The following is a 15,160-nucleotide window of genomic DNA, read 5'->3' as shown; positions in this document are numbered from 1 at the left end:
CTGGCCTACAGAATCCGCTCCACGATCGAGATTATCTTGCCGTCTTTCAATAGGGTCTCAATTTCACCGCCGACCTGAACCTGGTGGCTCTGTTGGATAACCGTACCCTGGCTGTCCCGGGTTATCGAATAGCCCCGCTCCAGGGTGGCCAAGGGCGACAACAGATTCAGTTTGCCGATCAGTTGTTGAAAACGGCCCTTTTTGCGCTCGAGCGTGCCATCTAAGGCACGCTGTAGGCGCTGTTCGGACTGCATCAACATGCGCCGATCGCGCTCGATGGTGAGCTGAGGGCTAACCTGGCCCAGGCGCCTTTGCAGGCCGTCGAGTTGTTGTTGGTGTTGCAGCAGGGGCCGGGCAATGGCGCGATTGAGCCGCACCTGCAAACCACTCAGGGTGGCAAAACCTTCCTGCACCGTTACCGCCGGATTTTTCAGACGCTTGCTCAGACTGACTAACAGCTGACCCTGGATGCGTATCAGGCGGCTGATGGCCGAGAGCAGGCGTTGTTCGCCCTGATCGAAGCGCTGCATCAGCTCGTACTGATCGGGGCTGACCAACTCGGCCGCCTGCGATGGCGTCGCGGCGCGGATATCGGCGACAAAGTCGGCGATCGAGACATCCACCTCATGGCCGACCGCGGAAATAATCGGCAATACCGAGTGGAAGATGGCGCGCACGACCGGCTCAGTATTAAAACACCACAGATCTTCGAGTGAACCGCCGCCGCGGCCGACGATCAAGATATCGACCTCATCGCGCGCATTGGCGCACTCGATGGCCTGCACCAGCGTTGCTGCGGCTTCATTGCCTTGAACTTGGGTCGGGTAGAGAATGACCTCCAGGGCCGGACAGCGACGCTCTAGGACGGTTAAAATATCGTGCAAGGCGGCGCCGGTGGCGGAGGTGACGATGCCAACGCGTTGAATATCGGCGGGCAAGGGCTTTTTGTGTACTTCGTCAAACAGGCCTTCGGCCGCGAGCCGCTCCTTGAGCTGGAAAAAGGCCGTCTGCAGGGCGCCATCGCCGATCGGCTGCATGGAGGTAACAATAAGTTGATAATCGCCGCGGCCCTCATAGAGGCTAAGCCGACCAAAAACCAAGACCTCGTCGCCCTGTTTTGGACTATATTTATTGTTGGCCAACTGGCTACGAAACATCGCGCAGCGGATCTGCGCATTGGCGTCTTTGAGCGTGAAATAGATATGACCGGACGCCGGTCGACTCAGGGTCGAAATTTCGCCGCGCACCGGTATCGCCGGGTATTGGGTTTCCAGCAGTTGCTTCACTTGCCGATTGAGTTGGGAAACCGTTAAGGTCGCACTGGGTTGGCCGGAGAGGCTCGAGGGTTGGTTTGATAACAGAGCAGATTTGTTTGATAACATAGGGCGCTTTGCTTGGCCTGGTTGACGATGCTTTTTGAGGGCCCGCAATGGTGCACTCTATATAAAGAAGGAATTTTGCCATAAAGCTATGTTATTTGGCAAATCTAGTTATAATGCCGCGCCAACTCGATTCAGCCGTGAAAGCCGTATTTAACGTCGAATCATCTTTTTTTCCACTCCATCAGAGGGAAACAGAACATGTTGCGCATTGCCCAGACCGCCCTAACGTTTGACGATGTCTTGCTCGTACCCGGCTATTCCGAGGTGCTGCCTAAGGAAGTCACGTTAAAAACTCGCCTGTCCCGTAATATCGAACTCAATATCCCCCTGGTCTCGGCCGCAATGGATACAGTCACCGAAGCCCGTTTGGCGATTGCGATGGCGCAGGAAGGCGGTATCGGCATTATTCATAAGAATATGACCATCGAACAACAGGCCCATCACGTCCGCTTGGTGAAAAAATACGAGGCCGGTGTGGTTCGTAACCCCATTACCATCGGACTCAGCGCCTCGGTACGCGAACTGATCAACCTGACCTCGGAACACAATATTTCCGGCGTTCCGGTGCTCGACGGCGATGACCTGGTCGGTATCGTCACCAGCCGCGATGTGCGCTTTGAGCGCAATCTTGATGCCGGCATTGCCACCATCATGACCGGTAAAGATAAGCTGGTTACCGTGCTTGAAGGTGAGGGTCAGGACAAGGTGCGTGACCTGCTGCATATCCATCGCATCGAAAAGGTTTTGGTGGTCGATGAGAACTTTAAGCTCACCGGCATGATGACGGTGAAAGACATCAACAAGGCTCGCTCCTATCCCAATGCCTGTAAAGACGAATACGGTCGCTTGCGCGTAGGCGCGGCAGTCGGTACCGGCGCCGACACCCCCGATCGGGTCGAAGCGCTGGTCAATGCCGGGGTCGATGTGATTATTGTCGACACCGCCCACGGCCACAGCAAGGGCGTGATCGATCGCGTCCGTTGGGTCAAGCAGACCTTTCCGCAGGTCGATGTGATTGGCGGCAATATTGCCACCGGTGCCGCTGCAATCGCGTTGGCTGAGGCCGGCGCCGATGGCGTTAAGGTCGGTATCGGCCCAGGCTCGATCTGTACCACGCGCATCGTCGCCGGTGTTGGCGTGCCGCAGATCAGTGCCGTGGCCAATGTCGCCGAAGCGCTCGAACCCTATGGTATTCCCCTGATTGCCGACGGCGGTATCCGCTTCTCCGGTGACCTCGCCAAAGCGATTGTTGCCGGGGCATCCGCCATTATGGCCGGTGGTATGTTTGCCGGTACCGATGAGTCGCCCGGTGAGGTTGAGCTGTTCCAGGGCCGTTCTTACAAGAGCTACCGTGGCATGGGTTCGCTCGGTGCCATGGCGCAGGTGCAAGGCTCCAGCGATCGCTACTTCCAGACCGTCGAGAGCGGTGTTGAGAAGCTGGTGCCGGAGGGTGTCGAAGGCCGTATCGCGGTTAAGGGTCCGATGACCTCGGTGGTCCATCAGCTGATGGGCGGTCTGCGTGCCGCTATGGGCTACACCGGCTGTAAGACTATTCTCGATATGCGCACCAAGCCGGAATTTGTCCAGATTACCGGCGCGGGCATGAAAGAGTCGCATGTGCACGATGTGCAGATCACCAAGGAAGCACCGAACTATCGAGTCAGTTAAGGCACCAGGGCCGAGCGTCGGCCCTGGCTTTTACTCGATGCGCACAAATTTTTTACGATCGCTATTTTAACCTGGCATCAACTGCTCAAGCGCACCGCACGCCTGGCCCTTGGGTTCAGGCGCGTCGCCCCAAGGACCCGTTTGGCGTGGTCCACACTGAGCCGGTTAAGCCACCATTGATGTAATTTTTCAAGGCTGACGAACACTATGAACCCTGTAAATATCCACTCCGACAAGATTTTGATCTTGGATTTTGGCTCTCAATACAGCCAGCTGATTGCCCGTCGCGTGCGCGAATTGGGTGTGTTCTGTGAAATTCGCGCCTTCGATGTCAGCGATGACGAGATCCGTGCGTTTCAGCCCAAGGGCATTATTTTGTCCGGTGGACCGGAATCGGTTGGCCTAATCGATAGCCCGCGCGTGCCCGAGCTGGTCTTTAATCTGGACATTCCGGTGTTAGGGATCTGTTACGGCATGCAAGCCATGGCCGAGCATTTCGGCGGCGTGGTGAGTAATTCCGAGCACCAAGAATTCGGTTACGCCGAAGTGCAGGTGGCCGCCCAGGGCAGTCTCTTGCAGGGTCTATCGGATCGTCACTCAGAGAGCGTGGACTACATCGATGTCTGGATGAGTCACGGCGATAAGGTCACTCAGCTGCCGGACGGTTTTGAGCTCATGGCGTCGACCCCGAGTTGTCCGATCGCAGGCATGGCCCATGAGGCCAAGCGCTTCTTTGGCGTGCAATTTCACCCCGAAGTGACCCATACCCTAAAGGGCTTGGATATCCTCGAGCGCTTTGTACGCACCCTGGCCGGTTGCGACGCGCTATGGACCGCCGAACATATTATCGACGATCAGATCGAGAAGGTGCGCAATCAGGTGGGCAACCGTCGGGTGCTCTTGGGCCTATCCGGCGGCGTCGATTCCTCGGTAGTGGCGGCCTTATTGCACAAGGCCATCGGCGACCAGCTGACCTGTGTCTTCGTCGATAACGGTCTGCTGCGCAAGAACGAAGGCGACCAGGTGATGAAACTCTTCGCCGACAATATGGGCGTCAAGGTGATTCGCGCCAATGCCCAGGATCGTTTCCTCGATGCCTTAAAAGGCGAGGCCGATCCAGAAGCCAAACGTAAGATTATCGGCCGCGAATTTATCCATGTCTTCGATGAGCAGGCCAAGTTGATTCAAGAGGTCGACTTCCTGGCTCAGGGCACTATCTACCCCGATGTGATCGAGTCAGCAGCGTCCAAAACCGGCAAGGCACACGTTATTAAGTCGCATCACAATGTTGGCGGCTTGCCCGACAACATGAAGATGGCGCTGGTCGAACCGTTGCGTGAACTGTTCAAAGACGAGGTGCGCAAAATCGGTTTGGAGTTAGGCTTGCCCTACGACATGGTCTATCGCCATCCGTTCCCAGGCCCCGGCTTGGGTGTACGCATCCTCGGCGAAGTGAAGCGCGAATACGCCGATCTGTTGCGTGAGGCTGACGCCATCTTTATGGAAGAGCTGCATCGAGCCGGCTGGTACCAGAAAACCTCACAGGCGTTCGCGGTGTTCTTGCCGGTTAAGTCTGTCGGTGTGGTCGGTGACGGCCGTCGCTACGAGTGGGTCATTGCCATCCGTGCGGTTGAAACCATCGACTTTATGACCGCCCGCTGGGCCCATCTGCCCTATGAACTCTTGGGTAAGGTCAGCAATCGTATTATCAATGAGATCAGCGGTATTTCTCGTGTGGTCTACGATATTTCCGGCAAGCCGCCGGCGACCATTGAGTGGGAGTAGTTATTCTATTGTAAGTCATTGATTTAATTATATTAATTACTTACACATTTGTTTCACATGAAAAATCAATCATTGATTTAATTGAAGTTTTCTCGTACAGTTACACAGAATGTTGCACAAACGTGTGACTACTGAAAATAATAGTAACTCTGCGAGCAAACTTGGCACTTAAAAAACAAAACTTTGCTGAAGGTGAAATAACAATATTTGATGAAGCTTGTGTGTACAAGCGAGGCGAGTATTGGCAGTTTCGCTTGTGGTTGCCTAAAGAGAATAAGTACGCACGTAAAAGCCTACGCACACGCAGCGAGAGCACTGCTGTAGAGCGTGGCAAGGCTGCTTACTTAGAGATTTACGGTAACTTGCAACAAGGCAAGAGTTACTTTTCAATTACCACCAAAGAAGGTGTTGAGAAGTACTTGAGCTTTCGTAAGCGTGACGTTGAGCTTGGACACATTGTGAGTGGACGCTTAGCAACTATCGCAACACATCTACAGCACTTCCTTAGCTTCATTGGCAAAGACACTAAGCTCAAAGAACTCGAACGCACTGACTGCGAAAACTACTTCTACCATCGCCACAAAACCACCAACACCAAAGTCAAACAAGTCACAGTTCAAAACGAACAAAGCACTATAAATGCATTGATGAAGTGGCTGAATAAGAACGGCGAGACTCACATTGACAGCTTTGAGTTTAAGAAATTACCACGCTTAGACAAAGGTAATGAAGCGATACGCAGAGCAACGTTAACTAACGATGAATACGAAACACTCTATCGTGCAATGCGTACCTACTGTGCCAAACACAACAAGCTAGATGACGCTGAACTTAGAGTGCGAAAAATCGTGCAGCACTATATGCTAGTTGCAGCTAATAGTGGTTTACGTGTTGGCGAACAAAAGCAGTTACGTTGGAGTGATGTGCAGCTAGAACGACACTCAGCAAACGGTAGTGAACAAACGCTAGCACGCATACACGTTCGAGCAGAAACAAGCAAAGTACGTACAAGTCGTACCTTCTTGTGTCGTAACGGACAGTACTTCGAACGCTTACGCGAAATATCTAAGCCAAAGAGAGCTGATGAACTTGTGTTTACGTTGGATGGTGAAAGTGAAATAAGCAAACGTACACTGCTTTATCATTGGCACAAGATGATTGAGTTAGCTGACATTTCAGACAGAGAAATACGTGACTTAGTACCATACAGCTTGCGTCACTTTATGATTACGCAGCGTATTATGAGTGGCTTAACATTTAGGCAGATAGCAGATATGTGTGGCACTAGCGTGGCGCAGATTGAAAAGACGTATTATCACTTGAATGATGAAATCCGTTTAACCAACGCTGTTGCTGACTATAAGCGGAATGCCGATGGCACTATTGAAGTTCTCTAAATCAATTCTGCTGCGTTGCGTTTCATTTCGTCATTTACTGTCACATATCTCTGAGTTGTCTGTATGCTTCTATGTCCAGCCATCTCTGCTAGCACAAATACACTAACACCTCTCTGACTAAGTGCAGTAAGCCAAGTGCGTCTGCCACTGTGCGACGTAGCACCACTAATCCCAGCACGTGAATACAAGCGTTGTAAGTGCTGTGTAGCTGTATTTGCACTAAAGTGTGCTTGCTTCTGTGTAGAGAATAAATAACCGTGCAGTGGTTGTTTGTTTAAGCTGTTAACGTACTCTATCAGTTGACGCTGCATCTGCTTTGGCAGAAATATCTTACGTGCTCGCTTGCTCTTTGTTCGTGCTGCATCAAGTGTCATTTCGTCACGTACGTTGCCGTTTGCATCAAGTATGTCGTCAAAACGCAGCGCAGCCACTTCACCTATGCGTAAACCACACAAGTGAGTAAACAGCAGCATCGTTGCATCACGTTCTGCGTAACGACTGCACGAATTTGTTACGTCTAACAGCTGCTTGAGTTCTGCTTTGCTAAGTGTCTTTGCTTGTGCCATCTAAACCACCTAAATGTAATGTTTTCGTACATACAGTGTATTTTCTGATGTTTGTTTTGAGCAACCAAAATGTGTCTTACAAATACCTTCCATACATCAATGACTTACGTCTAAATGTAAGATAATAGTTATTTTCTTACATATTCTTAAGTGTTGTTTCTATGTGATGTGTTTGAGTTGTTATGTGTTTAGTCATAACGATAACAAGCCACGTTACGTGAACGTGTGGCTAATAATTTCATAACAGCTAAAACCAAGTATAAGCATCGCCTTTGCCCCCTGTGTCAGGATAGTTGTCACCCTCTAGATTCCACCTAAAACCAGATCAGGGGGCGGTTAACGAGAACAAAATGGCTCGCTATTCAGCAGAACGGAAAGAATCGATATTGAAGAAGATGTTTCCACCAAACAACATGACTGTGGCCGAGATTGCCCGCCAGGAACACATATCGTTAAAAACCCTTTATAATTGGCGCGATACCGCCAAACAACAAGGAATGCCTGTGCCAGGAAAGAAGTTATCTGCCGACGATTGGACGGCTGACGCCAAGCTCTCAGTGGTCATCCAAACGGCTGCGTTGTCAGCATCTGAGCTGGGCCAGTACTGCCGTGAAAAAGGCCTCTATCCTGAGCAGGTGCAGCGCTGGAAGAGCGAGTGTCTCCAGGGATTCCAGACCAGTGAAGCCCAAGGCAGCGCGGTCAAACACCAAGCCAAGAAGGACAAGGTGGAGATCAAACTGCTCAAAAAAGATCTTCGCTTCAAGGAAAAGGCGCTGGCCGAAACGGTGGCTTTGTTAGTGTTACGAAAAAAGCTCAATGCGCTCTGGGAGGACGGCGGCGAGGAGAGCTAACGCCACTGCCCGAGCGCATCGCCACGGTAGCATTAATACACCAGGCCACGAACAGTGGGGCTCGCCTGAGTCGCGCCTGCGAGGAAGCTGAGTTGAGCCTCAGGACCTATCGTCGTTGGTACCGAGCGGGTCTGGTTGGCATGGACCAGCGGCCACTGGCCAGTCGGCCGGTGCCAGCCAATAAAATCAGTGAGCAGGAAACGCAGGTGATCTTAGCGGTGAGTAATGAGCCTCAATATGCCAGTTTACCGCCGTCACAGCTGGTCCCAACGCTGTTAGACGAGGGTATCTACCTGGCATCGGAAGCGAGTTTCTACCGTATTTTGAAGGCACACAATCAGCTACATCATCGCGGCCGGAGTAAAGCACCAACCAAAACAGGGAAGCCGACCAGCCATACGGCCTCAGGGCCCAATCAACTTTGGTCCTGGGATATCACCTATTTGGCCTCAAGAGTAAAGGGTCAGTTTTACTACCTTTACCTATTTGAAGATATTTACAGTCGCAAGATCGTGGGCTATGAAGTCCATGATCGAGAGTGTGGTGAGCTGGCTGCGGAATTGGTCCAGCGCTGCATGTTGCGCGAGCAAAGCTTTAACAAGCCCCTGGTGCTGCACTCGGATAACGGTGCACCGATGAAGGCCCTCACGATGAAAGCCAAGCTGGAAGAACTGGGTGTGCTGTCGTCTTACAGTCGGCCGCGCGTGAGCAATGACAACCCCTACTCAGAAGCCTTGTTCAGGACCTTAAAATACCGCCCCGAATGGCCCTCATCTGGCTTTGCCGGGTTGACCGAAGCGCGCGATTGGGTCGAGAACTTTGTGGTGTGGTATAACGAGAAACATAAGCACAGCAAGATTAACTTTGTCACGCCAGCCCAGCGTCATGCAGGTCAAGACGGGGGTATATTATTGAACCGAAAAGAGGTCATAACGGCCGCTAAAAAAGCCAAGCCGTATCGCTGGTCGGGCGATATCCGAAATTGTGAGCCTGTAGGGAGTGTTACATTGAATCCAGATGATATACAGAGCGAGAGTGATCAAGCAGCGTAATGACTAAAAAGAGTGCCAACTACCTTGAAAGACACCGCCCCCTGTGTCAGGATAGTTGTCACCCTCTAGATTCCACCTAAAACCAGATCAGGGGGCGGTTAATGAGAACGGAATGGCTCGATATTCAGCAGAACGGAAAGAATCGATCTTGAAGAAAATGTTGCCACCCCACAACGTCACTGTGGCCCAGATTGCCCGGCAGGAACACATATCGTTAAAAACCCTTTATAATTGGCGCGATACCGCCAAACAACAAGGAATGCCTGTGCCAGGAAAGACGTTATCTGCCGACGATTGGACGGCTGACGCCAAGCTCTCAGTGGTCATCCAAACGGCTGCGTTGTCAGCATCTGAGCTGGGCCAGTACTGCCGTGCAAAAGGCCTCTATCCTGAGCAGGTGCAGCGCTGGAAGAGCGAGTGTCTCCAGGGATTCCAGACCAGTGAAGCCCAAGGCAGCGCGGTCAAACACCAAGCCAAGAAGGACAAGGTGGAGATCAAACTGCTCAAAAAAGATCTTCGCTTCAAGGAAAAGGCGCTGGCCGAAACGGTGGCTTTGTTAGTGTTACGAAAAAAGCTCAATGCGCTCTGGGAGGACGGCGGCGAGGAGAGCTAACGCCACTGCCCGAGCGCATCGCCACGGTAGCATTAATACACCAGGCCACGAACAGTGGGGCTCGCCTGAGTCGCGCCTGCGAGGAAGCTGAGTTGAGCCTCAGGACCTATCGTCGTTGGTACCGAGCGGGTCTGGTTGGCATGGACCAGCGGCCACTGGCCAGTCGGCCGGTGCCAGCCAATAAAATCAGTGAGCAGGAAACGCAGGTGATCTTAGCGGTGAGTAATGAGCCTCAATATGCCAGTTTACCGCCGTCACAGCTGGTCCCAACGCTGTTAGACGAGGGTATCTACCTCGCATCGGAAGCGAGTTTCTACCGTATTTTGAAGGCACACAATCAGCTACATCATCGCGGCCGGAGTAAAGCACCAACCAAAACAGGGAAGCCGACCAGCCATACGGCCTCAGGGCCCAATCAACTTTGGTCGTGGGATATCACCTATTTGGCCTCAAGAGTAAAGGGTCAGTTTTACTACCTTTACCTATTTGAAGATATTTACAGTCGCAAGATCGTGGGCTATGAAGTCCATGATCGAGAGTGTGGTGAGCTGGCTGCGGAATTGGTCCAGCGCTGCATGTTGCGCGAGCAAAGCTTTAACAAGCCCCTGGTGCTGCACTCGGATAACGGTGCACCGATGAAGGCCCTCACGATGAAAGCCAAGCTGGAAGAACTGGGTGTGCTGTCGTCTTACAGTCGGCCGCGCGTGAGCAATGACAACCCCTACTCAGAGGCATTGTTCAGGACCTTAAAATACCGTCCCGAATGGCCCTCATCTGGCTTTGCCGGGTTGACCGAAGCGCGCGACTGGGTGGAGAACTTTGTGGTTTGGTATAACGAGAAACATAAGCACAGCAAGATTAACTTTGTCACGCCAGCCCAGCGTCATGCAGGTCAAGACGGGGGCATATTATTGAACCGAAAAAAGGTCATAACGGCGGCGAAAAAAGCCAAGCCGTATCGCTGGTCGGGCGATATCCGAAATTGTGAGCCTGTAGGGAGTGTTACATTGAATCCAGATGATATACAGAGTGAGAGTGATCAAGCAGCGTAATGACTAAAAAGAGTGCCAACTACCTTGAAAGACACCGGGCTCATCGCGCGACCGTTTGCTTTGACGGTGGCGCGGTTTGTTTGGCCTCTGGCAGGGCGACCCTGGCAGGCTAGACCTTGTCAGTTTAGACATCGCCATAGTTTTCGCGCATCCGTTTATAGGCGGTGCGCGTCGCAGTGGGTGAGAAGCCTTCGGGCACCTCGTTTTTAGCGAAAAAAGCGAAGGCCAATACGCTGGCCACCCATTCGAACAGCTCCGGCGGGACTGCCTTGCCGACATCCAGCTGGCTAAGGATATTCACCAGGTCTTCGTCTTCATAGACCGGAATCTGGTGTTGCTGGGCCAGCTTGAGGATGGCTTGAGCCTGTTCGTTTTCGCCAAAGGCCGACACAATCGGGGTTTTTCGCCCCTTATATTGCAAGGTGGCAGCCTTATTTACGGTTGAATCTGTCATGTGTGGATATCCACTAGGTGGTTGTCTTTCTCTTTTTGTCGATCGGCATTCATTTTTTTGGGCATGCCGTGCTTGGTGGTTATATTCCGCTCACCCAAGCCGGCGGTCCAGCTCTCCAGCTTAGGTAATAAGGTATTCAGATGGCTGAGCGTGGCCGCATCCTCACTCCAAAACGTTAGCTGGGTGGCATCGCCGCCCCAATCAATATCGGCACAGATGTCGGCCATCGGTGCCAAGGACAGATAGACCTTCATGCGCCAGCGGCGGCGCGCGCGGGCGTCCTTGTCGGCGTTGGCGGTATTGCGGTGTTGTTCTTGCCACCATTCGATGTCGGCCCAACTGGTCAGCCCGAGCCAGATCAAGGGCAACTGCATCTGCTGAACCGTCGGCTGATCGGGCGCCGACCATTGGGCCGAGGCGCCCAAAATAGCACTGTTCTGAATCCGAGCTTGACTCGCTTCAAGCCAATTGCGCAGGGCGAGCAGTGGACTGTCGTCCTTGCTCGAGTTTGCATTTTGACTGGCCTCCAGCGGGTTCTGCGCACGAATCTTGTTCGCTTGCTGCAGGGATTGCGCAATTAATGCCGCCGCCTGTTGTTTTAACCGGCTATTGAGTTGATCCGGTGCTGCCTTGATAGTGTCATCCATCAACCCGAGCCATTGACCGAGTTTGATTTCCAGTGGCGCCTGTAGGCCGGAGTCGGCCATCTTAGGGTTGACGCCGGCAGGACTGGGTAAGTTGGCATGGCCGCTGCTCGGTGGCGCTGCGTCTATGCTGTCCAGTCCCTCTAGCAAGGACATACCTGAGCCCAGAGCGGCCAGGCCCGAAGCACGGCCCTTGGGCATGCTGCTCCAATAGCGCAGTTGCGACAGGGCAACGGTCTCACGAATCCAAGCAGCCACCACTGGGCTGCTGAGGCTGGTTGGCCGTTGGTTTAGCCAATGCACCAGCGGACTCAGGGCGCTAAATCTGTGTGCTAGGCCGGTCAGTTCAACGGGACTCGGTAGGGTGGGGAAGTTGCGCGCGTCGGCCTTAGGTAAGAGATGTCCGCGCCAAAAATCTAGTTCCAAATTGACCAGTTTGGTGAGTTGGGCCTGGGTCGGTTGCCGAACCGGTTGGTATTGTTGATGCTTATCGAATTCCAGGAGTAGGGAGGTGCCCGGTCGGATCGGGGCGTCCGAGAACACACTCAAGGGGGGCGCGCTTTTCGGGTCATTCTGCAAAATAAGCTCGAAAAGGGAGGCCTTGTTGCCCGCTAATAGGGTTTTCGATTGCAGTACGACGGTCACCAGAGGCGACATCGGCGTGAGTGGGAGGTTTTTTGACGGTAGAGCGGTTGTTTCAGGTTCGCCCCCGCCGCGAATGATTTTTTGACTGGTCACGGTGCTGTCGCTGGGCAATCGGATGCCATCATTTGCCATATAGTGACCACCTGCTGGGTAAGCTACTTTATCAGGGGAAGATAATAGTCTATATCGGCGCCAGGCTGAAATTCTTGATATCTCAAGCTTTGGTAAAGGTTACCAATGCTCTATTACAGGTGGTTATACTCGGCACACTTTTATTCTGGATAGGTTTATGCCTGAGTTGTTAAAAGCTGCAGACCTATTCTGTGAGCGAGATGAGCGAATTCTATTTGCAGATTTGTCATTCGCTGTCGACCAGGGTGAAATCCTCCACATACAGGGTGCCAATGGTGCCGGAAAAACCACGCTGTTACGTCGCCTGGTTGGCCTGAGCTGGGTGGTCGAAGGCAATGTCACCTGGCATGCGCCCGTGGCTGACGGCGATGCGCTCGACGGCAATCGGTTCTGGTATCTGGCCCACCGGCCAGCCGTCACCCTGTTGCAAACCCCATTGGAAAATCTCGCCTTCGCCATGGCCTTACACAATCAGGTGTTGGCCCCAGAAGCCCTGTGGCAGGCCTTATCGACGGTCGGCTTACGCGGCTATGAAGACGTTCCCGCGCACAGTTTATCGGCCGGCCAACAGCGCCGAGTATCGTTGGCCCGACTCTACCTCGATCTGCCAGAGGTACGACTCTGGTTGTTGGATGAGCCCTTCACCGCGCTGGATGCTAGCGCCGTGAATCAGCTTGAGCAACGCATTGTCAGCTTCGCCGAGCAAGGTGGTACGGTTATTATGACCAGTCATCACGGCCTCCATCATGCTGCCGTGCGCCCTCTGCACATTGGAGCCCCATTGTGATTGCCATCCTGCGCACCACCCTGACGCGAGAAATGACTTTGGCCTTCCGGCGTCGGGCAGACCTGTTGAACCCACTGTTCTTCTTTGTTGTGGTGGTCAGTCTCTTTCCGATAGGTGTGACCTTGGATTTGGCCAAACTCGCCCTGATGGCGCCCGGCATCCTCTGGGTGTCTGCGCTCTTGGCCTCACTTTTATCGCTCGACCTGATGTTTCGCAATGATTTCGATGACGGCACTCTTGAACAGATGCTTTTAGCGGCGGTGCCCCCTCAATTGTTAGTGTTGTGTAAAATCATCAGTCATTGGTTGGTGACCGGTTTGCCATTAACGGTATTATCGCCAGTATTGTCCGTGATGCTGGCATTACCAGCCAAAGCGGTACCGGTGCTGATGCTCTCATTATTGCTTGGCACCCTGTCTCTGAGTCTGATCGGGAGTGTGGGTGCGGCTTTAACCGTCGGGTTGCGCAAGGGTGGTCTATTGTTAACGATTTTGATTATGCCGATTCTGGTGCCGGTGTTGATATTCGGCACTTCAACGGTTCAGGCTATGGCCACGGACCAGCCTTGGCAAGGTTACCTGGCGCTCTTGGGTGCCTTTACCGCCGGGGCCTTTGCGCTCACACCCTGGCTGACGGTCGCCGCCTTAAATGTAACAGTGGGCGATTAGCGTGCCCAGTTCGAAGTCCTAAACAATACGTAGCCGTAGCCCTACCCAACAAAGCAGGGCGCGGTAATTGAATGATCTGGAGACAAGAGTCGATGTGGCAAATTTTTGTTCGATGGTTCCACAAGTGCAGTTCGCCGAAGTGGTTTTATCAGATGTCCAAACCCTGGAGCTTTTGGCTTGGCTGGGCGGCCTTTGTGCTGATTGGCGTGGCGCTGGTCTGGGGCCTAGCTTTTTCTCCGGTTGAACGTGTCCAGGGCAACAGTTATCGCATCATCTTTATCCATGTGCCGTCGGCCTTCCTGTCCGAGGCCATCTACATGACCATCGCGATAGCCGGGGCGGTCGGCCTGATTTGGCGCATCAAGTTGGCCTTCTATGTGGCCAAGGCGTGTATCCCAATCGGTATGACCATGGCATTTCTGGCGCTGGCCACCGGGGCCATCTGGGGCAAGCCGACCTGGGGTGACTGGTGGGTATGGGATATGCGCATCACCTCGATGCTGATCCTGTTCTTGCTCTACCTTGGCCTCTGGGCTTTGCACAACGCCATGGAGCGGCCAGAGAGTGGCGATCGAGCCGCGGCTATCTTGGCTTTGGTCGGAGTCGTGAATATTCCAATCATTAAATACTCGGTAAACCTGGTAACGACCCTGCATCAACCCGCTACGCTGAAGTTTACCGAAAAGGCGCCCATGCACATCAGCATGTTGGTGCCTCTGCTGCTATCTATTTTAGGCTTCTATTTGGCATTCTTGGCCTGGATGTTTATTCGCGCTCGACTGGAAATTCTCAAGCGCGAGCGCAAGGCCCTTTGGGCGCAAAAAGAAATTGAACAACTGGGAGGTTTATAATGGCGTTCGAATCCTTTTCGGCCTTTTTGAAGATGGGCGAACACGGCCTCTATGTCTGGTTAGCCTATGGCTTGGCCACCATTGTTGTGCTCTTTAATATTCTCGGGCCGCGTTATCTAGCGAAACAGCTGGTCAAAGATCATCAACGTAAATTACGTCGGGAGCAAGCATGAATCCGAAGCGAAAACAGCGTCTGCTATTGATACTCCTGGGTGTCTGTGGCGTCAGTATTGCAGTGTTCTTGGCCATCTTTGCACTGCGGCAAAATTTGAACTATTTCTTTACGCCGACGGAAATTAGCCAGGGTCTGGCACCCAAGGCCCAAGTTATCAGGGCCGGTGGGATGATTAAGGCCGGCAGCGTTGAGCGCGAAGAGGGCAGTTTAAAGGTATTCTTCGAGGTGACCGACTTCTCAGCGGATGTGTCGATTGTGTATGACGGCATTTTGCCGGATCTATTTAAGGAAGGTGAGGGCGTCGTGGTGATTGGTCAACTGGGTGAGGCGAATCTGTTTACCGCCGACACCGTTTTAGCCAAACACGATGAAACCTATATGCCACCGGAAGTGACCCACGCTCTAGAGCAAGCCGGTCAGGCCTCTACCACCTATTAA

Annotated in this window: 14 protein-coding genes; 10 read left to right on the top strand and 4 right to left on the bottom strand. The window is 53.0% G+C overall.

The genetic code is table 11. The features are described 5' to 3' along the window. Positions 1–5: 5 nt before the first annotated feature. The gene (xseA, locus tag REIFOR_RS10100; RefSeq protein ID WP_100257437.1) at positions 6–1,382 is read right to left on the bottom strand and encodes an exodeoxyribonuclease VII large subunit; all 1,377 of its coding nucleotides are present in this window, start codon (positions 1,380–1,382) and stop codon (positions 6–8) included. Positions 1,383–1,580: 198 nt separating this feature from the next. On the opposite strand from xseA, the gene guaB reads away from it, so the two are divergent. From guaB to REIFOR_RS10085, 3 genes are all read left to right on the top strand, one after another. Then, the gene (guaB, locus tag REIFOR_RS10095) at positions 1,581–3,050 is read left to right on the top strand and encodes an IMP dehydrogenase (protein WP_100257436.1); all 1,470 of its coding nucleotides are present in this window, start codon (positions 1,581–1,583) and stop codon (positions 3,048–3,050) included. A 207-nt stretch (positions 3,051–3,257) separates the two neighbouring features. Further along, positions 3,258–4,835 (top strand): glutamine-hydrolyzing GMP synthase, encoded by a 1,578-nt coding sequence (guaA, locus tag REIFOR_RS10090; protein WP_100257435.1) that lies wholly within the window; start codon positions 3,258–3,260, stop codon positions 4,833–4,835. A gap of 161 nt (positions 4,836–4,996) precedes the next feature. Then, entirely contained in the window at positions 4,997–6,232 is a 1,236-nt protein-coding gene (locus tag REIFOR_RS10085; RefSeq protein ID WP_100257434.1) for a tyrosine-type recombinase/integrase, read from the top strand. On the opposite strand, the gene REIFOR_RS10080 is transcribed toward REIFOR_RS10085, so the two are convergent. Continuing rightward, positions 6,229–6,798, bottom strand: coding sequence for a tyrosine-type recombinase/integrase (locus REIFOR_RS10080; protein WP_100257433.1), 570 nt, complete (start codon positions 6,796–6,798; stop codon positions 6,229–6,231). The genes REIFOR_RS10085 and REIFOR_RS10080 overlap by 4 nt on opposite strands. A gap of 350 nt (positions 6,799–7,148) precedes the next feature. On the opposite strand from REIFOR_RS10080, the gene REIFOR_RS10075 reads away from it, so the two are divergent. Both REIFOR_RS10075 and REIFOR_RS10070 read left to right on the top strand, forming a co-directional pair. Further along, positions 7,149–8,701, top strand: a protein-coding gene (locus tag REIFOR_RS10075) for an IS3 family transposase (protein WP_405124659.1) whose coding sequence is annotated in 2 segments (ribosomal slippage) — positions 7,149–7,617 and positions 7,617–8,701 — 1,554 coding nt in all. Because the reading frame shifts where the segments join, the coding sequence is not laid out codon by codon here. A gap of 112 nt (positions 8,702–8,813) precedes the next feature. Continuing rightward, positions 8,814–10,366, top strand: a protein-coding gene (locus tag REIFOR_RS10070) for an IS3 family transposase (RefSeq protein WP_405124658.1) whose coding sequence is annotated in 2 segments (ribosomal slippage) — positions 8,814–9,282 and positions 9,282–10,366 — 1,554 coding nt in all. Because the reading frame shifts where the segments join, the coding sequence is not laid out codon by codon here. A gap of 124 nt (positions 10,367–10,490) precedes the next feature. Here REIFOR_RS10070 and REIFOR_RS10065 read toward each other — a convergent pair. Both REIFOR_RS10065 and REIFOR_RS10060 read right to left on the bottom strand, forming a co-directional pair. Next, a complete protein-coding gene (locus REIFOR_RS10065) occupies positions 10,491–10,820 on the bottom strand; it encodes an EscU/YscU/HrcU family type III secretion system export apparatus switch protein (RefSeq protein ID WP_100257431.1) in 330 nt (109 codons plus the stop codon). Beyond that, positions 10,817–12,241 (bottom strand): hypothetical protein, encoded by a 1,425-nt coding sequence (locus REIFOR_RS10060; RefSeq protein ID WP_100257430.1) that lies wholly within the window; start codon positions 12,239–12,241, stop codon positions 10,817–10,819. Before REIFOR_RS10060 ends, REIFOR_RS10065 begins: the two co-directional genes overlap by 4 nt. A gap of 157 nt (positions 12,242–12,398) precedes the next feature. Here REIFOR_RS10060 and ccmA point away from each other — a divergent pair, with 157 nt between their 5' ends. From ccmA to ccmE, 5 genes are all read left to right on the top strand, one after another. Beyond that, complete coding sequence (ccmA, locus tag REIFOR_RS10055) at positions 12,399–13,028, top strand: cytochrome c biogenesis heme-transporting ATPase CcmA (protein WP_100257429.1); 630 nt, start codon at positions 12,399–12,401, stop codon at positions 13,026–13,028. Continuing rightward, positions 13,025–13,696, top strand: a complete 672-nt coding sequence (gene ccmB, locus REIFOR_RS10050) for a heme exporter protein CcmB (RefSeq protein ID WP_100257428.1) — start codon at positions 13,025–13,027, stop codon at positions 13,694–13,696. The genes ccmA and ccmB overlap by 4 nt, the downstream gene beginning before the upstream one ends. Before the next feature lie 152 nt (positions 13,697–13,848). Further along, positions 13,849–14,547, top strand: coding sequence for a heme ABC transporter permease CcmC (ccmC, locus tag REIFOR_RS10045; RefSeq protein ID WP_337957396.1), 699 nt, complete (start codon positions 13,849–13,851; stop codon positions 14,545–14,547). Continuing rightward, positions 14,547–14,720, top strand: coding sequence for a heme exporter protein CcmD (gene ccmD, locus REIFOR_RS10040; RefSeq protein ID WP_100257427.1), 174 nt, complete (start codon positions 14,547–14,549; stop codon positions 14,718–14,720). Before ccmC ends, ccmD begins: the two co-directional genes overlap by 1 nt. Then, the gene (gene ccmE / locus REIFOR_RS10035; RefSeq protein WP_100257426.1) at positions 14,717–15,160 is read left to right on the top strand and encodes a cytochrome c maturation protein CcmE; all 444 of its coding nucleotides are present in this window, start codon (positions 14,717–14,719) and stop codon (positions 15,158–15,160) included. The genes ccmD and ccmE overlap by 4 nt, the downstream gene beginning before the upstream one ends.

The organism is Reinekea forsetii (assembly GCF_002795845.1).
Taxonomy (GTDB): Bacteria; Pseudomonadota; Gammaproteobacteria; order Pseudomonadales; family Natronospirillaceae; genus Reinekea; species Reinekea forsetii.
Note: the sequence above shows the minus strand (reverse complement) of the source record. Positions and strands in the feature narration are given on the sequence as shown.